21 protein-coding genes are annotated in these 19,075 nt (G+C 58.6%); 7 read left to right on the top strand and 14 right to left on the bottom strand.

Features of this window, described 5'->3' with window-relative positions; genetic code table 11:
* Positions 1-26: 26 nt before the first annotated feature.
* On the bottom strand, positions 27-401 hold the full coding sequence (locus WNY39_RS06440; RefSeq protein WP_342844804.1) for a MerR family DNA-binding transcriptional regulator: 375 nt from the start codon (positions 399-401) through the stop codon (positions 27-29).
* A gap of 118 nt (positions 402-519) precedes the next feature.
* Here WNY39_RS06440 and WNY39_RS06435 point away from each other — a divergent pair, with 118 nt between their 5' ends.
* The 3 genes from WNY39_RS06435 to WNY39_RS06425 are packed head-to-tail and all read left to right on the top strand — an operon-like array spanning position 520 to position 2,808.
* Positions 520-942, top strand: a complete 423-nt coding sequence (locus WNY39_RS06435; RefSeq protein WP_341234009.1) for a PaaI family thioesterase — start codon at positions 520-522, stop codon at positions 940-942.
* On the top strand, positions 939-1,451 hold the full coding sequence (locus WNY39_RS06430) for a PaaI family thioesterase (RefSeq protein WP_341234010.1): 513 nt from the start codon (positions 939-941) through the stop codon (positions 1,449-1,451). Before WNY39_RS06435 ends, WNY39_RS06430 begins: the two co-directional genes overlap by 4 nt.
* Before the next feature lie 58 nt (positions 1,452-1,509).
* A complete protein-coding gene (locus tag WNY39_RS06425) occupies positions 1,510-2,808 on the top strand; it encodes an MATE family efflux transporter (protein ID WP_342844956.1) in 1,299 nt (432 codons plus the stop codon).
* Between the two features lie 48 nt (positions 2,809-2,856).
* Here WNY39_RS06425 and arsC read toward each other — a convergent pair whose 3' ends face one another.
* From arsC to WNY39_RS06405, 4 genes are read right to left on the bottom strand one after another with little or no spacing between them, the layout of a single operon-like run.
* The gene (arsC, locus tag WNY39_RS06420; protein WP_342844803.1) at positions 2,857-3,204 is read right to left on the bottom strand and encodes an arsenate reductase (glutaredoxin); all 348 of its coding nucleotides are present in this window, start codon (positions 3,202-3,204) and stop codon (positions 2,857-2,859) included.
* Positions 3,201-4,244, bottom strand: a complete 1,044-nt coding sequence (locus WNY39_RS06415) for a quinone-dependent dihydroorotate dehydrogenase (protein ID WP_342844802.1) — start codon at positions 4,242-4,244, stop codon at positions 3,201-3,203. Before WNY39_RS06415 ends, arsC begins: the two co-directional genes overlap by 4 nt.
* Complete coding sequence (locus WNY39_RS06410; RefSeq protein ID WP_342844801.1) at positions 4,241-4,672, bottom strand: DUF1330 domain-containing protein; 432 nt, start codon at positions 4,670-4,672, stop codon at positions 4,241-4,243. Before WNY39_RS06410 ends, WNY39_RS06415 begins: the two co-directional genes overlap by 4 nt.
* Positions 4,669-5,013: a DUF952 domain-containing protein gene (locus tag WNY39_RS06405; protein WP_342844800.1), complete on the bottom strand. Its 345-nt coding sequence runs from the start codon at positions 5,011-5,013 to the stop codon at positions 4,669-4,671. Before WNY39_RS06405 ends, WNY39_RS06410 begins: the two co-directional genes overlap by 4 nt.
* A gap of 165 nt (positions 5,014-5,178) precedes the next feature.
* Between WNY39_RS06405 and WNY39_RS06400 the strand changes: the two genes are divergently transcribed.
* On the top strand, positions 5,179-6,735 hold the full coding sequence (locus tag WNY39_RS06400; protein ID WP_342844799.1) for a bifunctional metallophosphatase/5'-nucleotidase: 1,557 nt from the start codon (positions 5,179-5,181) through the stop codon (positions 6,733-6,735).
* A gap of 76 nt (positions 6,736-6,811) precedes the next feature.
* On the opposite strand, the gene WNY39_RS06395 is transcribed toward WNY39_RS06400, so the two are convergent.
* Positions 6,812-7,093: a helix-turn-helix domain-containing protein gene (locus WNY39_RS06395; protein ID WP_342844955.1), complete on the bottom strand. Its 282-nt coding sequence runs from the start codon at positions 7,091-7,093 to the stop codon at positions 6,812-6,814.
* Between the two features lie 83 nt (positions 7,094-7,176).
* On the opposite strand from WNY39_RS06395, the gene WNY39_RS06390 reads away from it, so the two are divergent.
* The gene (locus tag WNY39_RS06390; protein ID WP_342844798.1) at positions 7,177-8,001 is read left to right on the top strand and encodes an alpha/beta hydrolase; all 825 of its coding nucleotides are present in this window, start codon (positions 7,177-7,179) and stop codon (positions 7,999-8,001) included.
* 41 nt (positions 8,002-8,042) lie between these two features.
* On the opposite strand, the gene WNY39_RS06385 is transcribed toward WNY39_RS06390, so the two are convergent.
* Together WNY39_RS06385 and WNY39_RS06380 are read right to left on the bottom strand one after the other, a co-directional pair.
* Complete coding sequence (locus WNY39_RS06385; protein WP_342844797.1) at positions 8,043-8,390, bottom strand: hypothetical protein; 348 nt, start codon at positions 8,388-8,390, stop codon at positions 8,043-8,045.
* 94 nt (positions 8,391-8,484) lie between these two features.
* Positions 8,485-9,378, bottom strand: a complete 894-nt coding sequence (locus WNY39_RS06380; RefSeq protein ID WP_342844796.1) for a LysR substrate-binding domain-containing protein — start codon at positions 9,376-9,378, stop codon at positions 8,485-8,487.
* A gap of 99 nt (positions 9,379-9,477) precedes the next feature.
* Between WNY39_RS06380 and WNY39_RS06375 the strand changes: the two genes are divergently transcribed.
* Together WNY39_RS06375 and WNY39_RS06370 are read left to right on the top strand one after the other, a co-directional pair.
* A complete protein-coding gene (locus tag WNY39_RS06375) occupies positions 9,478-10,701 on the top strand; it encodes an acyl-CoA dehydrogenase (RefSeq protein WP_341234020.1) in 1,224 nt (407 codons plus the stop codon).
* A 154-nt stretch (positions 10,702-10,855) separates the two neighbouring features.
* Positions 10,856-13,036, top strand: coding sequence for a thiamine pyrophosphate-dependent enzyme (locus tag WNY39_RS06370; protein ID WP_342844795.1), 2,181 nt, complete (start codon positions 10,856-10,858; stop codon positions 13,034-13,036).
* Between the two features lie 6 nt (positions 13,037-13,042).
* Here WNY39_RS06370 and WNY39_RS06365 read toward each other — a convergent pair whose 3' ends face one another.
* The 6 genes from WNY39_RS06365 to pcaD all read right to left on the bottom strand — a co-directional run bounded on the left by WNY39_RS06365 (position 13,043) and on the right by pcaD (position 19,075).
* Positions 13,043-13,612 (bottom strand): CatB-related O-acetyltransferase, encoded by a 570-nt coding sequence (locus WNY39_RS06365; protein WP_342844794.1) that lies wholly within the window; start codon positions 13,610-13,612, stop codon positions 13,043-13,045.
* Positions 13,613-13,615: 3 nt separating this feature from the next.
* On the bottom strand, positions 13,616-14,854 hold the full coding sequence (locus tag WNY39_RS06360) for a mandelate racemase/muconate lactonizing enzyme family protein (RefSeq protein WP_342844793.1): 1,239 nt from the start codon (positions 14,852-14,854) through the stop codon (positions 13,616-13,618).
* A gap of 190 nt (positions 14,855-15,044) precedes the next feature.
* Positions 15,045-16,250, bottom strand: coding sequence for a TCR/Tet family MFS transporter (locus tag WNY39_RS06355; RefSeq protein WP_342844954.1), 1,206 nt, complete (start codon positions 16,248-16,250; stop codon positions 15,045-15,047).
* A gap of 4 nt (positions 16,251-16,254) precedes the next feature.
* Positions 16,255-17,580 (bottom strand): lyase family protein, encoded by a 1,326-nt coding sequence (locus WNY39_RS06350; RefSeq protein WP_342844792.1) that lies wholly within the window; start codon positions 17,578-17,580, stop codon positions 16,255-16,257.
* 3 nt (positions 17,581-17,583) lie between these two features.
* A complete protein-coding gene (locus tag WNY39_RS06345) occupies positions 17,584-18,294 on the bottom strand; it encodes an alpha/beta fold hydrolase (RefSeq protein WP_342844791.1) in 711 nt (236 codons plus the stop codon).
* Positions 18,287-19,075, bottom strand: a complete 789-nt coding sequence (pcaD, locus tag WNY39_RS06340) for a 3-oxoadipate enol-lactonase (RefSeq protein WP_342844790.1) — start codon at positions 19,073-19,075, stop codon at positions 18,287-18,289. Before pcaD ends, WNY39_RS06345 begins: the two co-directional genes overlap by 8 nt.

Genomic DNA, 19,075 nt, shown 5'->3' with positions numbered 1-19,075 from the left:
GGGCGACCTTTTCCCGGTGTTGCTGGCTACATGTCTTTTAGGGCATCTGCCGTTTCGTCGCGCAGACGTTGCAGTTCGTCTATTGCGTCATCAAGTTGGGCGCGTTGGTCCGCCAGTTCTAGCAATTGCCGGTCGGCGCTGACGACCCATGCGCGCATTTGCGCCTCGGTGCCTTCTTTTTCATAGATCAGCAACCATTGGCGGATTCCTTCAAGGGAATAGCCGAATTTGCGGCCCCGCATGATCAATTTCATACGCGCAATTTCCCGTGGCCCATAGCTGCGGGACCGGCCATCGCGTTCGGGATGCAGCAATTCGATATACTCGTAATACCGCAAGGTACGCGGCGTTACATCGAACTCGGCACACATCTCCTTAAAGGTCAGGCGTTTCTCGGACATTGCTTTCTCCTTGGTTCGGGAAACTAAGCGCAAGCTGAGGCGAGCGCAACAGGCGGGGTTGCTCTTTGCGACGCGGATGGTTGATATATGCGTAAGGTTTATGAAAAGGGACTGACAAATGTCAGACAAAGCACGGATCGCCGGACAATTCATCTCAGCTTTGCCCTTTAGCGAGGCCCTGAACATGTCCCTAGAGGACCTAAGCGATGGCGTTGCGGTTATTTCGATGCCTTACGACTCCAAGCTTGTCGGGGACCCGCGCACCGGGGTTATCCATGGCGGCGCGGTATCGGCGCTGATGGACACCTGCTGTGGCGCTGCGGTGATGAGCCATCCCAGCAACCCCGGCGGCACCGCGACGATTGACCTGCGTATCGAATATTTGCGGGCGGCCAAACCGGGCCAGAAAATCACCACGCGCGCAGAATGCTATCACGTCACGCGGTCCGTCGCCTTTGTGCGCGCAACCGCCCATGACGAGGAAGACGGAAGCCCGGTGGCAACAGCCACAGGCAGTTTTGTAGTAGAGGGTAAACGATGAGCGGACGTACCAAGCCAGAGACCGTTCAGGTCATCAAAAAGCGCCGGGACGGCGCATTGAATGCGCTGGTCAGTGGCGTGCCCTATATCAATTTTCTGGGCATTGAATTTGACCGTCGCGGGGACGAGCTGACCGCGATTCTGCCGTTTTCGGAAAAGCTGATTGGCAACCCAATCATCAAGGCGATTCACGGGGGGGCCACCGCGTCGTTTCTTGAGGTGACGTCGATTATCACCCTCAGTTGGAGCTACCTTTGGGAAGATCTTGAATCCGGCGCGCTGGACGTCGACAAGATGGACAGCGAACACATGCCACGCTTGCCCAAAACCATTGATTTCACCGTTGATTATCTACGCTCTGGTCTGCCGCGCGACGCCTATGCACGGGCGACAATCAACCGGTCCGGGCGTCGCTATGCATCGGTTCATGTCGAGGCATGGCAAGACAACCGTGCCAAATTGTTCGCACAGGCGACAGGGCATTTCCTGATGCCGCACAATCGTGGCTGAACCGGCTTCGCCTGCCCATGATCCTGTAGGTGTTTCGGCTAAAACCGATGCACGCGCAGTGGTGACCCACCGCCGTGTTTTGAACATTGCCATTCCAATTGTAATTTCTAACGCGACGGTGCCGATACTGGGTGCAGTGGACACGGGCGTTGTGGGGCAGATGGGCCTTGCGGCCCCAATCGGTGCGGTTGGCATTGGTGCGATCATTCTGTCAGCGCTGTATTGGATATTCGGGTTTCTGCGGATGGGGACTGTCGGGTTGACGGCCCAAGCCGCCGGCCATGGCGATGATGCCGAGGTTGCGGCGCTACTGACTCGCGGCTTGCTGATCGGCGGCGTGGCAGGGCTGGTCGTTATCCTGCTGCAGATCCCGCTATTCTGGGCGTCCTTTCAGGTGTCGCCCGCCAGTGCCGAGGTCGAAGGTCTAGCGCGGTCCTACATGCAGATCCGCATCTGGTCGGCCCCTGCTGCGATTGCGATTTATGCCATCACCGGCTGGCTGATTGCCCAAGAACGCACCCGTGCGGTGCTGGTCATTCAGGTCTGGATGAACGGGCTGAACATCCTGCTGGACCTGTGGTTTGTTCTAGGGCTCAACTGGGGCGTCGAAGGGGTGGCCTTGGCCACGTTCCTTGCGGAATGGACGGGGGCGGCATTGGGCCTTTGGTTCTGTCGCGCGGCCTTTGCCGTGCCAGCATGGCGCGACTGGCCGCAGGTGTTTGATGGCCCTCGTTGGGTTAATATGATGAAGATCAACGGGGATATCCTGATCCGGTCTTTGCTGCTGCAAGCGATCTTTGTGTCGTTCCTATTTCTCGGCTCGGGTCTTGGCGATGTAAAGCTGGCGGCCAATCAGGTGTTGCTACAATTCTTGATGATCACCGCTTATGCGCTGGATGGCTTTGCCTTTGCGGCCGAGGCGCTGGTCGGGAATGCCATGGGCCGCAAGCAACGCGATATCCTGCGGCGCAGTGCGCTGCTGACCAGCGGTTGGGGCTTGCTCGCCTGCGTGCTAATGACGGTCGGATTTGCGCTTGTTGGGGGCGCGGTCATCAATTTGATGACGACGGCCCCATTGGTCCGGGCCGAGGCATTGGCGTTTCTACCCTACGTCATAGCAGTGCCGGTTCTGGGCTGGGCGTCATGGATGCTGGACGGGATCTTCATCGGGGCCACGCGGTCGCGGGACATGCGTAACATGATGGTGGTTTCATTCGCCGTATATTGCGTTTGCGTGGCGGCTTTGCTGCCTATGCTGGGCAATCACGGGCTATGGATTTCGCTGTTGATCAGCTTTGTCGCGCGCGGCGTGACGCTTGGGTTGCGCTATCCGGCGCTTGAGCGGGCCGCGGCGTAGCGCGTTTTCTTTGAAGAAAACGGTCCGGAATTTTTGAAAAATTCCGCCTCAGCCCGCTAGCAAAGCATTTACGGCTTCTGGCGGACGGCCGATTACGGCTTTGCCGCCCTTAAAGACGATAGGGCGTTCAATCAGGATTGGGTTTTCAGCCATGGCTTGCAGCAAAACCGCATCCTCGCTGTCTTTGCTCAGCCCCAGCTCTTTGAACCGTGCCTCGCCTTTGCGCATCATCTCGATGGGGCGCAGGCCAAGCGCGGTGGCAGCCGCTTCCAGCTCTGCCATTGTGGGTGGGTTGTCCAAGTAACGCCGAACAGAGACCTCAGCCCCGGCGGTCTCGATCAGTGCCAAAGTCTGTCGCGACTTTGAGCAGCGCGGATTGTGCCATATGGTGATCACAGCCAGTCCTCGCGTTTGGTGCCCACGGCATCGGCCACCGATGCAAAACCGTCGCGGGCCAGCAGGTGATCCAGCCCCCGCGCGATATCAGCGGCAAGCGACAGGCCGCCGTAAACCAAGGCGGTGTAAAGCTGAACGGCCGATGCGCCTGCGCAAATCTTGGCATAGGCGTCTTGCGCCGATCCGATGCCACCGACGCCCACCAGCGGAATGTCGGTCAGTGTCGATAACCGGGCCAATACGCGGGTCGATTTCTCAAACAACGGCGCACCCGAAAGCCCGCCCATTTCATCGCGGTGCGGGCTGTGTAATCCGGCGCGGTCTAGGGTCGTGTTCGTTGCAATGATCGCCGCGACACCGGCCTGATTGGCCACATCGGCGACGTCCGTGATTTCGGCTTCAGTCAGGTCAGGTGCGATCTTCAGGAATACGGGCGTTGACCCACGCACGTCCATCACACCCGCCAAAAGTGCGGCCAGCGCGGCCTTGCCCTGCAAGTCGCGCAGCTTTTCCGTGTTGGGGGACGACACATTGACCGTGGCAAAATCCACGTGGTCGCGGGCGGCTTCCATGACGCGCGCGAAATCGGCGGCGCGGTCTGTGCTGGTTTTATTGGCCCCTAGGTTCAGGCCCACGGGAATGCCGGGCGCGCGGTCACGCAAACGCGCGCAAATTGCTTCCATGCCTTCGTTGTTGAACCCGAAGCGGTTGATCGCGGCACGGTCTTCGGTCAGGCGAAACAGGCGGGGTTTGTCATTTCCGGGCTGGGGCAGGGGCGTGGCGGCACCGACCTCGATAAACCCAAAGCCCGCTTTTGACAGTGGCGCAATGGCGGTCGCGTTTTTATCAAATCCGGCCGCCAGACCCACGGGGTTGGGCAGCGCCATTCCAGCCAATGTGGTTTTTAACCGGTCCGAGGTGACAGGCCCCGGCATAGGTGCCAACCCCATCCGCAAGGCCGAGATCGCGAGGCCATGCGCGGCCTCTGGGTCGATCTGGCGCAGGGCGCGCAGGCCGATGGTTTCCGCGAAACGTTTCATGCAAATTCATCCGTTATGGGCAGCGGTCCGCTGCGGATCAGCCGCGATGTGATGACAGCGGCCTGACGGTGTATCACGGCCTGCTTGTAGCGGGGGTCTGTTATCATCTGCAAAAATGCATGGGCGTTGGGATAGTTGGCGATGAACATGATATCCCATGCCTCGTCGCTTGGGCCGATCAAGGTCGTCTCGAACTGACCACGCCAGATGATGGACCCACCAACGTCAGCCAACACAGGGCCGCTTGCGGCACCGTAGTTCTTATAAGCTTCGCCACCGCTCAGCCCCTTGCCCGATAGCGCATGATCGCTTTGGTAATCCGCAACATCGCGCAATCGAACAAGGTTAAGCATGTTCAAAGGCGTGTCGCGGTCCAGCCCCTTGAAGGCATCAAATTGCGCGCGGTCGGGGTCCAGATAATTGGTCACGCTGTTTCAAACCCCGCCGGAAACTGATGGGCACCGTCGTGCAGGGGCAAAGGTTGCGCCCAAGCGACGTCGGACAATAAAAGATCGCGATAAAGATGGGGGAATTCGGCACCGCCGCGCGACACCTCCCATTTCAGGGCGTCACCCAACCGGTCTGTTTCTACGGCAAGCAGAAATAACCCATCCTCGCCCGCGAAATGTTTCGCTGCCGTTTCGGCGGCTTGGGTCGCGGTTGAGAAATGGACATAGCCATCAGCCACGTCAATCGGCGCGCCTTGGGTCTTGCCCGCGTTGCGCAGTGTTTGCCATTCGTCGCTACGAAAGATTTTGTATATCAACATGGATGCCGTGATGCCTTGGTGGCGGCAAACGGTCAAGACCTGTGCAGGGCAGGGTGTCTTGTGCGCCTTGACCTTGGGGCAAGCCATGGTTGGTGCAAATGATCTTTGACAGATGGCAAGACGGAGGCCACGATACAGCATAATTACAACTCTAAGGGGACCACCATGAAACGATTCCTGACCGCCACCGCCGCGCTTGCTTTGACAGCGGGTGTTGCGCAGGCCGATTACAACCTGACCATTCTGCACACCAATGACTTTCACGCCCGGTTTGAGCCGATCAGCAAATATGATGGTCCGTGTTCATCCGATGACAACGCCGAGGGCAAATGCTTTGGCGGTACGGCCCGTTTGGTCAACGCGATCAAAGATGCCAAGGCGCGGACCAACAACTACATTCTGGTAGATGGGGGCGACCAGTTCCAAGGGTCGCTGTTCTATACCTATTACAAGGGCCAGATGGCCGCCGAAATGATGAACAAGCTCGGCTATGACGGCATGACCGTCGGCAACCACGAATTCGATGACGGCCCAGAAGTGCTGGCCGGATTTATGGACGCGCTTGAATTCCCGATCCTCATGTCCAACGCCGATATTTCTGCTGAGCCGCTTTTGGCGGGCAAGCTGGCAAAATCAGCCGTGCTTGAACGTGGCGGCGAAAAAATCGGCCTGATCGGTTTGACGACCGAAGACACGAGCGAATTGGCCAGCCCCGGCGAAAACGTGATCTTTACCGATTCCGTTGCGGCCGTGCAGGGCGAAGTTGACCTGCTGACCGCACAAGGCGTGAACAAGATCATCGTGCTCAGTCACTCCGGCTATAGGGTCGATCAGATGGTCGCGGCAAACACCACCGGTGTTGACGTGATCGTTGGCGGCCACTCGAACACGTTGTTGTCCAACTCCAACGACCGTGCCGAAGGGGCATACCCCACGATGGTCAACGAAACGGCCATCGTGCAGGCCTATGCCTATGGTAAGTATCTGGGCGAATTGAACGTCACCTTCGATGATGACGGCAACCTAAAAGAAGCATCAGGTGAACCTGTGTTGATCGACGCGGCTGTTGTCGAAGACGAAAGCACCGTGGCGCGCATCGCCGAACTGGCGCAACCGCTGGATGAGATTCGCAACAAGGTTGTGGCTGAAACATCCGAGATGATCGAAGGCGACCGTTCTGTTTGCCGGGTTATGGAATGCGCAATGGGCAACCTGATTGCCGACGCGATGCTGGCCCGTGTGGCCGACCAAGGCGTGCAAATCGCGTTCCAGAACAGCGGTGGTATCCGGTCCTCGATCGACGCGGGCGAGGTTACTATGGGCGAAGTTCTGACGGTGCTGCCGTTCCAGAACACGCTGTCCACGTTCCAGGTGACGGGTGCTACGGTAATCGAGGCGCTTGAAAACGGTGTGAGCCAGATCGAAGAGGTTGCAGGCCGTTTCCCACAAGTGGCGGGCATGACCTATGCCGTTGATGCAAAAGCCGAAGTTGGTAGCCGTATCAGTGACGTGATGGTCGCTGGCGAACCGATTGATCCGGCCAAGGTCTACGGTGTTGTGTCCAACAACTACGTACGCAATGGCGGCGACGGCTATGCGATGTTCAAGACAGCCGAAAACGCCTATGATTACGGCCCTGACGTCGCAGATGTCACCGCCGAATTCATCGCGGCCAACGGGGCCTACACGCCCTATGTCGATGGTCGCATCACGCTGAAATAATATAGACCTTCACAGCTTTAAGGCGCGCCATCGCGAAATGGCGCGCCTTTTTTCTTGGCGTTTATGCCCCCGATGCTCAGGCCGAAAGCTCTGCCCGCAGCCACAGCAGATAGTCGTCGATACCTGTCTCATCCCGTTTACAATATGACCATTTCTGGTGCTTCTGAACCATGATGAAACCGGCCTGTTTTAATAGGTCTAAATGCCTGCTGGCGGTCGGTTGCGCGACAGATAGCGCCTCTGCGATCAGTGTCATGCAAACGCCAAATTCTACAGGATCCGCCGACCACTGGTCCCCAAAATGCTGCTGCGGCGCTGACAGCAGACGCAGGATTTTCATCCGCGTCTCACTCGCCATCGCTTTTATCTGTATTGATCTACTCATTTCACCATCATATCGTAAGTTAGCTAAATGACAATGTGATAGTGAAAGATGCGCCAATGCTGGAATTGCCGAACACATCAATCATTGAAAATAATGCGGTGAAATGGGGCGTCTGCGGCTCCGGCCCACCGCTTGTTGCGATCCACGGGACGCCGTTTTCATCGCAGGTCTGGCGCAGGATCATTCCGCAGCTGGCCGATCTAAGAACCGTCTACTTCTTTGATCTGGTCGGCTATGGGCAGTCCGAGATGCGCGAAGGCCAAAATGTATCATTGGGTTTGCAAAACCGGGTTCTGGCCGCACTGTTTAAGGAGTGGGGCATAAGCCGCCCCGACGTGCTAGCCCATGATTTCGGCGGCGCGACGGCCTTGCGCGGCTATTATATCGACCAACTGCGTTATCGCTCTTTGACGATCTTTGATGCTGTTGCCATGGCACCTTGGGGTTCGCCCTTCGTTCAGCATGTGCGCAAACACGAGGCCGCATTCGCTGGCATGCCTGACTATATGCACCGCGCATTGCTGGCGTCATATCTGCAGACCGCAGCGCATAATCCGCTCTCGAAAGAGGCGTTGGAAATATACAGCGCCCCGTGGCTCGGCCCGGTCGGGCAGCCCGCCTTTTATCGGCAAATCGCGCAGATGGACCAGAAGTTTACCGACGAGGTTCAGGGGCTATATGCGCCGCTGGATTGTCCCGTCACCGTCCTGTGGGGCGAGAACGATGACTGGATTCCCTATGCAAAGGGGGAGGCGCTGGCCGGTCTGATCTCGGACCGCCCGTGCGTTCCGGTCAAGAACGCAGGGCACCTTGTTCAAGAGGACCGGCCGGAAGCTATCGTGGCTGCTATGTTAAAGCAGATAATGCCGGTATCCCAGTAATCCTGTCCCCTGCAACGAAGGTTCAACAGCAGTATCGTGACCTAGTTACTTAGAGGCGGTTCATCAAAGCTGATGGTGCCCTCGAAGGCACCGTTACCCGTGGAGCTGGTGAAAACCAGTGGCGACGCTGCATCAACCACATAGCTAAAGGTACTACCCGTGCTCAACGCCTCTGACTGCCAAGATTCATCGGCCGCTTTTACCGTTCTTGAACCCTCGGAGTTGTTGGTAAAGTTGATTGTATCGCCGGCATCAACATAGGTGACAGCGGGAAAGAACGCCTGATCCAAAATCATAACGTCATGTGTCTGGGCAAGAACGGCAGTGCCGTTCGTTGCCAAAGTGAATGCTGCAAAGGCTGCAGCGGCCTTGCGAAAAGAAATAGGCATAGTGAATGCTCCTGACAGCGGCCCCACCCGGTTACAGTTAAGTATCGCTTAAAATGGAATTGTGACGGAAATAGGGCGTTGTGCGCGGTCGCTCCTAAAGGTTTTCGCCCGTCTGGGTGGCGAGCCACGCCTTGAATGACCGCAACGCGGCGGTTTCCACGCGATCCTCAGGCCAGACCAGATAATAATTCCCAATGCTTTGTGTCGTCTGGGTCGATGCCAGAACCAACTGTCTCGTGCGCAAATAGGGATCAGCCGAAAAGGTGGGCAGCAAGGCAACGCCCAGCCCGTGCACCGCCGCCTGTGCCATGGTCGAAAACTGGTCAAAGATCATGCCGGACGGGGGCGTGTCAGTAACCCCAAGCGCCTCAAGCCAGCGCGCCCAGCCCCTTGGCCGGGTCTCAAGATGCAATAGCGGAAAGCGCAGGATGTCGGCGGGGCTGTCCAGCGGCGCATTCAGTAATTCGGGCGCGCAAACCGGCACAACGGTTTCCGGCATCAAGTGCAGATAGGCGGCACCGGGCCAGTCTTCCTTGCCAAAATGTATGGCCGCATCAAAGGGGCTGTTTTGGAATGAGAACGGGTTGAGCCGCGTGCTCAGGTTCACGGTGACCTCTGGGTGGGCTTGGGCAAAATCGCGCAAACGCGGTGCCAGCCAGTGCATGCCAAACCCGGGCAGGATGGCAAGGTTCAGCGCCCCGGCCATTGGGTTTGTACGTGCCGAAATAGACGCCTGCGCCAGCCTGTTCAGGATTTCGCGCACCTGAATGACATAGCTTTTCCCGGCTTCTGTCAGCACCAATTGTCTGCCTTGCCGGTCCATCAGCGCGACGCCAAGCTGGTCCTCAAGGGTCTTCAGCTGCCTGCTGATCGCGCTTTGGGTCAGGGACAGCTCAAGCGCCGCTTGGGTTGCGCTGCCCAGCCGTGCAACAGCCTCAAAAGCCAGCAATGCGTTGATCGAGGGTAGAAAGCGACGGGGGGCTATCATATGACTAAAACTCATAAGGCTAGGATAAAGCAGCGATAGTATTCCGCGCCGGTTTTTGCAATAGTTCGCTCAAACCTACACCCCTTGGGAGGATACAGAATGAACGCCGAAGCTCCAGTTCTTAAGGCCAAAGATGCGCCAAACATGAGCAGCTTTGATTGGACGGACCCGTTCCGTCTGACCGATCAGCTGACCGAAGACGAACGCATGATCCAAGAGAGTGCGCGCGCCTATGCTCAAGAAAAGCTGCAACCCCGCGTAATCGAAGCCTTTGCGAACGAAAGCACAGACCCTGCGATTTTCAAGGAAATGGGCGACATGGGCCTGTTGGGCGTCACAGTGCCTGAGGAATACGGCGGGCTGGGCGGCAACTATGTGTCCTACGGTCTGGTTGCACGCGAAGTTGAACGTGTGGACAGCGGATACCGGTCGATGATGTCCGTGCAGTCCAGCCTGGTGATGTACCCGATCTATGCATACGGGTCCGAGGCGCAGCGCAAAAAGTACCTGCCCAAACTGGCAAGTGGTGATTTCATCGGCTGTTTTGGCCTGACGGAACCGGATGCCGGGTCTGACCCCGCAGGTATGAAAACACGCGCCGTGAAAACGGCAAATGGCTACAAGCTGATCGGGTCCAAAATGTGGATTTCGAACGCGCCGATTGCGGATGTTTTCGTTGTTTGGGCAAAATCCGAAGAACATGGCGGAAAAATCCGCGGCTTCATCCTTGAGAAAGGCATGAAAGGGCTTTCCGCACCAAAGATCGGTAACAAACTGTCCCTGCGTGCATCGATCACCGGTGAAATCGTGATGGATAACGTCGAAGTCGGCGAAGACGCCCTGCTGCCGCATGTTGAAGGCCTCAAAGGTCCGTTCGGCTGTCTGAACCGCGCGCGCTATGGCATCAGCTGGGGTGTTCTGGGCTCGGCTGAATTCTGCTGGCACGCGTCTCGTCAATATGGCTTGGACCGCAAGCAGTTCAACAAACCGCTGGCACAAACCCAGTTGTTCCAGAAAAAACTGGCCGACATGATGACGGAAATCTCGCTCGGGCTTCAGGCATCCTTGCAGGTTGGTCGCTTGATGGACCAAGCCAATGCCGCGCCCGAGATGATCTCGATTGTGAAACGTAACAACTGCGGCAAGGCCTTGGACATCGCGCGCATGTCGCGTGACATGCACGGCGGCAATGGCATTAGCGGCGAATACCAGGTGATCCGCCACATGATGAACCTTGAGACGGTGAACACCTATGAAGGTACACATGACGTCCATGCGCTGATCCTGGGCCGTGCCCAAACCGGCCTTCAGGCGTTTTTCTAAAGACGGAATGAGGGGGCTGTCTGCCCCCTCAAACTCCCCCGAGGATATTTTAAAGCCAGAGAAGCGCGGAAGAGGTTCCCTTTTCTCTGGCTCTTAAATATCCCCGCCGGAGGCACCTTTTGGATGGGCCTTTGGCAAACTCGGAAGGGTGACGATGGACCGCGTACAGATTGTTCATGACAATTTCCTGCGTCGCGTTGCGGCGCAGGATTTTCCTGTTGGCGGGCCGGTGACACCCGGTTTGGATAACGCGTCGGCTGTTGGGCTGTATCGTGCGCAGGTTTTGTCCCGTGCACTGGATCTGCAAAGCCGTGTGATGCAGGCAAATAAACAGGGTTTCTATACCATCGGGTCCAGCGGGCACGAAGGTATGGCCGCCGTTGCCCATGCCCTGCGGCCTGATGATATTGCGTTTCTTCATTACCGGGATGCAGCGTTTCAAATAGCGCGTGCGGATCAGGTCGGCGGGCAAGATATGTTGCGCGACATGTTGCTGTCGTTTGCCTGTTCTTCGGATGACCCCACCAGTGGTGGGCGTCACAAAGTATTGGGCAGTCGTCGGCTGATGATCCCGCCGCAGACCTCGACCATTGCCAGCCATCTGCCCAAGGCTGTTGGCGCGGCCCATGCGTTGGGTCTGGCGCGACGTAATCCGCCCGAGCATAGATTGCTGCATCATGATGGTATGGCAATGTGCAGTTTCGGGGATGCATCAGCGAACCACTCCACTGCGCAGGGGGCCATCAATGCCGCCTGTTGGACTGCCGTTCAGGGTGTCCCTTTGCCCTTGCTCTTCGTGTGCGAGGATAATGGCATTGGCATTTCCACCAAAACCCCAACCGGGTGGATCAAGGCTTCTATGTCGGCGCGCCCGGGTCTTACGTATTTTGAAGCGGACGGATTGGACCTGTTCGGGGCTTATTCCGCTGCCAAAGCGGCGGCTGATTTCGTGCGCAAGCACCGCAAGCCTGCCTTTCTGCATCTGCGCACTGTGCGGCTTTATGGGCACGCGGGGGCCGATATCGCGACAAGTTATCTGCCGAAATCCGAGGTCGAGGCCGACGAGGCGAATGATCCGTTGTTGCATACTGTGCGTCTGTTGATTGAGGCTGGTGCTTTGACTGCAGGCGAAGCATTTGCGATTTATACCGAAACATTGGACGCCGTCGCAAAGGCTGCAGATGATGTGGTGACCCGCCCTCATCTGAAATCAGCCGCAGATGTGATGGCCAGCATTGTGCCGCCAAAACGCCCCTGTGCGCTGGTCAATGGCCCATCCGACGCGCGCCGCGCAGAGCTGTTCGGGGGTGAAATTAACCAGATGCCTGCCCCGCAGCCGCTGTCCAAGATCATCAATTGGGCGCTGCATGATCTGATGCTGGCCCATCCCGAAACGCTGATCATGGGCGAGGATGTCGGTCGCAAGGGCGGCGTTTACGGCGTCACGCAAAAGCTGCAAACGCGCTTTGGTCCGGCCCGCGTGGTGGATACTTTGTTGGATGAGCAATCCATTCTGGGTTTCGCCATTGGTGCCGCGCATAACGGTTTTGTCTCGATGCCCGAGATTCAGTTTCTGGCCTATCTGCACAACGCCGAGGATCAGTTGCGCGGCGAGGCGGCAACCTTGCCGTTTTTCAGCAACGGGCAATGGACCAATCCGATGGTGCTGCGCATTGCGGGGCTGGGCTATCAAAAGGGGTTTGGCGGGCATTTCCACAATGATAACTCCTTGGCTGTGTTGCGAGATATCCCGGGCATCATCATCGCTTGCCCTTCGACGGGTGCCGATGCTGCGATGATGCTGCGCGAGGCTCATCGTCTTGCGCGTGAAGAGCAGCGGGTCGTTGTCTTTGTTGAACCCATTGCCCTTTATCCCATGCGAGATCTGCTGGAAGCTGGTGATGGCGGCTGGATGACGTCCTATCCCACGCCCGGCCAACGCATTGGTTTGCAAGACATTGGCGTGCATGGGGATGGCTTGGATTTGGCAATCGTGACCTATGGCAATGGCCACTACCTTAGCCGGCAAGCTCAGGCCGATTTGGCTGCCCAAGGGGCGGCCGCAAGGGTGATCGACATGCGCTGGCTTGCCCCCTTGGCCGAAGATGCGATCATCGCCGCCATTGGCGACCGCCCCGCTCTGATCGTGGATGAATGTCGCCGAACAGGTGGCCAAGCCGAAGCCATCATGGCGCTGATGCGCGAACGCGGCGTCGTCCGTTTCGCCCGCCTCACGGCCGAAGATAGCTTTATCGCGACGGGGCCGGCCTACGCGGCGACACTGCCCTCTCGCGAGGGTATCGTTGCCGCGTCATTGGCGTTGCTGAAGAGCTAAGTCGGTTTACGCGCCCAGTTCCGCGATAATCCTAGCGGCGTCATCACGGTCACTCAGCCACCATTCGCTGTCTGTGATCTGCTGTGCTCGACCTGCATCAAATCGGGTTTTGATCACACGCGCCGGGCTGCCCGCGACCACCTCGAAAGGGGCGACGTCGCGGGTGACAACCGAGTTTGCGCCGATCACGGCACCATTGCCGATGGTCACGCCGCGCAGGATAATACTTTGCGCCCCAATCCACACATCGTGGCCGATGACGCAGGGATCGCGGGTCAGGCTCTCAAATGCATCGCTTTGAAATTCGGTCGAGGTGGAAACGTGGGTCATGTCATGTTCGCCCGGTCCGATAATCACGCTATCCCCAATCGAACAATACCTGCCGATTTCTGCGGCTGATACCGAACAGTTTTTGCCCAGATAGCTATAGCTGCCGATGCTCGAATGTTTGTCGACAAACGTGCCCCGTTGTATTTTAACGCCTGCGCCAATCGCGGCACGCAAGGATACATCGATACTTTTAATCCGGGTGCCGTGTTTGCGATTAAAGAGCTTGAGTGCCAGTTGTTTTATCATCGCTCATGTTCCTTTCTGGTCCACGGGTGCGCCGCCCTGAAATGCGTTCCCATTGGCGTAATCACAGGGGGCTTCCTGCATTTGCAAATGCAGATCTGATCCCGAATAGGGATGCGCACGCGCCAGTCCTTCGTCCACATCGATCCCTAAACCGGGGGCGGTCGGGGCATCGATAAATCCGTCGTTGACGCGTATGCTCCCCTTGATCAGTTGATCGTGAAATGGTGTTTCGATGCATTCGCACATCAGGATGTTGGGAATTGAAACGGCCAGATGAATATTCGCGGCCCACTCAACCGGACCTGCATACAGATGTGGCGCGATCTGCGCATTATACACTTCGGCCATGGCTGCGATCTTCTTTGTCTCCCCAATGCCCCCTGCGCGGCCCAATGCGGGCTGCAAGATCGCAGCAGCACCGGCGCGCAATACAGGCGCGAATTCCGCCTTCGTGGTCAGGCGCTCACCTGTCGCGATGGGGATGCCGACGCTGCGCGCCACGACGGCCATTTGTTCGACCGCGTCTGGCGGGATCGGCTCTTCGTACCACAGCGGGTTATAGGGGGCGATGGCTTGACCTAAACGAATGGCCCCTGCGGTGGTGAACTGCCCGTGGGTGCCAAACAGCAGATCGGCCTTGTCGCCCACCGCCTCGCGGATTGCTTTGCAAAACGCAACCGACTGGCTGATATCGGTCATCGCAGGCATATGCCCGCCACGCAGGGTATAGGGGCCGGCAGGGTCAAACTTGATCGCGGTATAGCCCCTTGCTACGCAATCAAGCGCCGATTCCGCGGCCATTTCGGGCGAGGTCCAGAAGGTTGCGATGTCATGATGGGGCAGCGGGTACAGATAGGTATAGGCGCGCACGCGGTCATTCATCTTGCCGCCAATCAGCGCATAGACAGGGCGGTCACGGTCTTTGCCCAATATGTCCCAGCATGCGATCTCAAGCCCGGAAAACGCCCCCATCACCGTCAAATCAGGCCGCTGGGTGAAGCCCGACGAATAGGCGCGGCGAAACATCAACTCTATGTCTTCGGGGTTCTGACCTTGCATATGCCGCTCGAACACATCCGCGATCACCGCGCGCATCGCCTCTGGCCCGACTGACGACGCATAACATTCGCCCCAGCCCACAATACCTGTATCCGTCGTCACCTTCACCAAAATCCAATACCGCCCGCCCCACCCCGGTGCAGGGGGTGCCGTCACAATTACATCCAAATCCTGAAGCTTCATTTTGCGGCCCTATCTTCCAAATGGATTAAAATCCCGGGGGTGCGGGGGCTGGCCCCCGCTTTTGGTGTGTGTGGGGGCTGGCCCCCACTGGTGGCGTGTGTGGGGGTGGCCCCCAATTGGCGATGTCATTACGGCAAAGGTGGCTGGGCTTGGCCCAAGACGCAAGCGTGAACCTACGCCAGATGAACCCTCACGCGTTAATCTTTGGGGCGCGCCATCGCATGAAAATTGCCACAGCAATAAAGGTGAGCAGGACCGATAGTAGAAACGGCGCGCCGGGGAAATAATATGCAGTGTCGGGCGCGGTGAAGGCCGCAAATGTGCCGGTCATCGCCAGCGGTGCGATTACCATCGCCAAGGCCGATGCCGAGGTCAGCACCCCTTGCAGTTCTCCTTGGGCATTTTGGGCCACCGATTGCGACATGATCCCTTGCAAGGCGACGGGGATCACCCCGGCAACCGCCGCCATTGGTGTCAGGATCAAAACGGCTGTGCTGGATGTCACCACCGCGATCAAAAAGAACGTCACCACGCTAAAAACATATCCGAAGAAAACGGTGCCGCGTTCGCCCAGCTGTTTCAGCACAGGGCGGATGATACCGGCTTGTACGATGGCGATGGATAGCCCGAACAGGGCAAGCGACCCGCCGATCATCGACGGCGACCAATTGAATTGCGCCTTGCCAAAATAGCTCCAGACTGACGGATAAACGGCAAAGGCGAGGTGATAGAGGAAATAGACCAGTAACAGACGTCTTATGCCCGGTAATTGGCCCAGATGCTTGACGGCACCCAAGGGGTTGGTGCGGTGCCATGACAGGGGCCGCGCGTTTTCGCGCGTTACGGTCTCTTTCAATACGAACCAGCCAAAGGCGACATTGCTGGTGGCCAGCACGGCGGCGGCCCAGAACGGTGCGCGGGTACCGAACTCGGCCAGAAACCCGCCTGCGACGGGCCCCAATACAAACCCGATGCCGAATCCCGCACTCACCAGCCCGAAATTTGCCGCGCGGTCTTTCGGGGCAGAAATATCGGCCATATAGGCGCTGGCCGTGGCTGCGGTCGCCGCTGAAATGCCGCCGATCACACGGCCCAAAAGCAGCAACCAAATCGACCCGGCCAGTGCCATCAACACATAATCCAAGGCCATCACTGTCAGCGAGGTCAGCAAGATCGGGCGGCGTCCGAACCGGTCCGACAGGCTGCCGACCAAGGGGCTGAACAGGAACTGCATCACTGCAAAGGTGGTTGCCAAAACCCCGCCCCACAGCGCCGCTTGGGATAGATCAGCGGCGCGGACTTCTTCGATAAGATCGGGCATGACGGGGATGATCAGGCCGATGCCCATGGCATCGATCATGACGGTCGCTAGAATGAACAGCGTTGCCGGCCGCACGAAGTCAGAGCGCCTGCGCGCGTGCGACAAAGGCTTGGGCATCAGCGGCGGCATGGCCCATTTGCTGGGCCGGGTCGAACAGGTCGGCTGGCAGCGCGGGGTAATCGGCGCGGGCCAGATCACCCAAGGGCACCTGTTTGTCCTGCGCCTCGCGGCACAACCGTTTGGTTACGGCTTGTGCGTCGGGGCGGGGCATAAGCTCTGCCAATGCAAAGCTGAGCGCCTCTGCGTGGATAAGACCCAACCCGCCAGTCAACGCGTTGTGCATCTGAACCGGATGCGGCGCGAGGCCGTCGACTAAGGTTTTTGCATGGTGCAGGGCGGACGCAAGGCACAGCGCCAGCTGCGGCACCGCCATCCATTCGGCAAACCACGCCCCGCCATCGCGCTGATGCTGATGGGCCGCAGCGGCCTGCAATGTGGCGCGCTGGCCGGTGAATTGATGGCCAAGCGCGATGATCGCCGACGGTCCAACGGGGTTTTGCTTTTGCGGCATGGTCGATGACGCGCCGGGCGCACCAAGGGCGATTTCCCCGATGCCGGTCATGGTCAGACCCACCATGGATTGCGCCATATGCGACAGCGCCGCCATGACCCGCCCTTGCCAATCGGCGATGCGCAGGATCGGGCCGCGATCAACATGCCAGCTGCGTTTGGGATCGTTTAGGCCAAGCGCTTTGGCCAGTGCCGCGCGGGTTTCGGCGGCTTGGAGGCCAAGCGCAGAGCCCGTACCCGCAGCGCCGGACAGGGACACGAACAGCGATGTTTTGCGCAAGGCGTCCAGTTCCTCAATCGCGTCGATCAGCGGCATACCCCATTCGGCCAGAACCGCGCCCCAGCTGGTGGGGGTGGCGTGCTGCCCATAGGTGCGCGCTGGCAGGGGGAGGGTTTTGTGATCCTCAGCCGCCGCCGCAAGGGACGCGACGAGGGCGCGCAGGTCGGTTTCAGCCAGACCCAATGCCTGACGCAAGCGCAACATCAACGCGGTGTCGATGATATCTTGGCTGGTGGCCCCCCAATGCACGTGTTGCGCAAATTCAGGGGCCTGCATTTCGGCGCGGAACTGCGCCAGCAGTCCCGGTACGCTGACCCCGTTTTCGCCCGTGGATTTGGCGATGGCACCGGGGTCGACCTGAATTTCCAATGACGCACGGTGGATCGCCGCCGCACTCATCTCGGGGATCACCCCAAGCGCGCCTTGCACCTTGGCCAGCGCCCCTTCGACCAGCAGCATCGCGCGGATCGCGGCGGTGTCCGAAAACAAGCGTCCGGCATCCCCCGTCGGGAACAGTTGCGCATAAAGGGGGCTGTCGAAAACGCTGGCGGCCATGGGTTACCTCTTGAGGATCGTATCAATAATCTGCGCCAGCCCTTTGGGGTCAGCAAAGAACGGCGAATGCCCGGTCGACATCTCATAGACATCCGCGCTTGGCCAGTCTTTGGTCATGGTCACCTGATAGGCGGGCGGAATGGTCCGATCATCCATACAGCGGATATAGCTGCGCCGTTTGGCGTCGGCGCGGCTGGTATCGGGCAGGGCGGTAGTGGTCGGGGCAACGGCCTGCGCGCATAGCTGCGGATAGGCGAAAGCGGCAACACCTTCGGGGCAGTCGTTATAGAACAGCCCTTCGGTCATGGTCGGATCAAGGGTAAAGCTTTTGCCATCCTCGCGCATCCTAACTGCTGGCATCAACGGCTGGCTGGGCGCCTGTTTGCGCATATCGGCCAGTGTCAGGCCGGGGGCGGCGACATAGGCGCAGAGATAGATCAACTGCGCCATCGCATCGGGGTTCTTTTGCGCGGCAGCGCTGATCACAAATCCGCCCATGGAATGGCCCAAGACAACGGTGTCCGGCGTGCATGCCGCCAGCACGGCATCAGCATAGCTGTCCAGCGTGACGTCATTCACGGGCGTCTGATCCGCCCCGTGGCTGGGCAGGTCAATGGCGCGGGGGCTGTGGCCAAGCGCGGTCAGTTCGGGGATTAGATCGCGCCAGCACCATGTACCGTGGCACGATCCGTGCACCAAAAGGATATCAGACATGCCCGACGCTTTTCAGGAAATCGGTCAGAATCTGCGCGTATTCCACGGGGTTTTCGACGCAAGGCAGGTGGCCGGTTTTGCGGATGATGTGGAATTTCGACCCCGGTATCAGATCAACGGTTTCACGTACCAGATCGGGCGGGGTCGATCCGTCTTCGGACCCTGCGATGCCAAGGCATGGCAGGCGCAACCCGGCAGTTGGCGTATAGAAATCCGTGCCGGAAATCGCGGCAGAGCATCCTGCATACCCATCCCGTTCCTGACGGGTCACCATGTTGCGCCACAGCTCAAGCTCGGGCGTGGCGCGAAAATCTGCCGCGAACCAGCGTTCCATGATCGTGTCCGCAAGGCTTTCAATACCGTTTTCTTGAACCGCTTTGATGCGATCCGCCCACATTTCGGGCGTGCCGATCTTGGCTGCAGTATTTGACAATACCAACGCGCGGATCAGGTCCAGCCGCTTGGTGGCCAGCCCTTGGGCGATCATGCCGCCAATCGACAGGCCCACAAAGACGCTGTCTTTGACGCCCAGAAAGTCCATCAGTTTTTCTGTGTCCGAGATAAGCGCACCCATCGAATAGGGGGCAGGCGGGCAAGTGGACAGGCCATGCCCGCGCTTGTCAAATCGGATGATCCGCAGCCCCTTGGGCAGCAGGGGCAGGATCGGATCCCACAGGCGCATGTCGGTGCCAAGCGAATTGGCGAACACCACGGGTGCCCCATCATCGGGGCCATCGACGCGGTAATGCAGGCGGACATCGCCAGTATTAAAAAGCTTCAT

This window comes from Sulfitobacter sp. AS59, assembly GCF_038899995.1.
In the GTDB taxonomy this organism is placed as follows: Bacteria; Pseudomonadota; Alphaproteobacteria; order Rhodobacterales; family Rhodobacteraceae; genus Sulfitobacter.
The sequence above is the reverse complement of the archived record's forward strand: the minus strand, read 5'-3'. Positions and strand labels throughout refer to the sequence as shown.

Coding starts and splice junctions, on each gene's coding strand:
- WNY39_RS06440 (WP_342844804.1), bottom strand. CDS start 401: ATGTCCGAGAAACGCCTGACCTTTAAGGAGATGTGTGCCGAGTTCGAT.
- WNY39_RS06435 (WP_341234009.1), top strand. CDS start 520: ATGTCAGACAAAGCACGGATCGCCGGACAATTCATCTCAGCTTTGCCC.
- WNY39_RS06430 (WP_341234010.1), top strand. CDS start 939: ATGAGCGGACGTACCAAGCCAGAGACCGTTCAGGTCATCAAAAAGCGC.
- WNY39_RS06415 (WP_342844802.1), bottom strand. CDS start 4,244: ATGAAACGTTTCGCGGAAACCATCGGCCTGCGCGCCCTGCGCCAGATC.
- WNY39_RS06405 (WP_342844800.1), bottom strand. CDS start 5,013: ATGTTGATATACAAAATCTTTCGTAGCGACGAATGGCAAACACTGCGC.
- WNY39_RS06400 (WP_342844799.1), top strand. CDS start 5,179: ATGAAACGATTCCTGACCGCCACCGCCGCGCTTGCTTTGACAGCGGGT.
- WNY39_RS06395 (WP_342844955.1), bottom strand. CDS start 7,093: ATGGCGAGTGAGACGCGGATGAAAATCCTGCGTCTGCTGTCAGCGCCG.
- WNY39_RS06390 (WP_342844798.1), top strand. CDS start 7,177: ATGCTGGAATTGCCGAACACATCAATCATTGAAAATAATGCGGTGAAA.
- WNY39_RS06385 (WP_342844797.1), bottom strand. CDS start 8,390: ATGCCTATTTCTTTTCGCAAGGCCGCTGCAGCCTTTGCAGCATTCACT.
- WNY39_RS06380 (WP_342844796.1), bottom strand. CDS start 9,378: ATGATAGCCCCCCGTCGCTTTCTACCCTCGATCAACGCATTGCTGGCT.
- WNY39_RS06375 (WP_341234020.1), top strand. CDS start 9,478: ATGAACGCCGAAGCTCCAGTTCTTAAGGCCAAAGATGCGCCAAACATG.
- WNY39_RS06370 (WP_342844795.1), top strand. CDS start 10,856: ATGGACCGCGTACAGATTGTTCATGACAATTTCCTGCGTCGCGTTGCG.
- WNY39_RS06365 (WP_342844794.1), bottom strand. CDS start 13,612: ATGATAAAACAACTGGCACTCAAGCTCTTTAATCGCAAACACGGCACC.
- WNY39_RS06360 (WP_342844793.1), bottom strand. CDS start 14,854: ATGAAGCTTCAGGATTTGGATGTAATTGTGACGGCACCCCCTGCACCG.
- WNY39_RS06350 (WP_342844792.1), bottom strand. CDS start 17,580: ATGGCCGCCAGCGTTTTCGACAGCCCCCTTTATGCGCAACTGTTCCCG.
- WNY39_RS06345 (WP_342844791.1), bottom strand. CDS start 18,294: ATGTCTGATATCCTTTTGGTGCACGGATCGTGCCACGGTACATGGTGC.
- pcaD (WP_342844790.1), bottom strand. CDS start 19,075: ATGAAGCTTTTTAATACTGGCGATGTCCGCCTGCATTACCGCGTCGAT.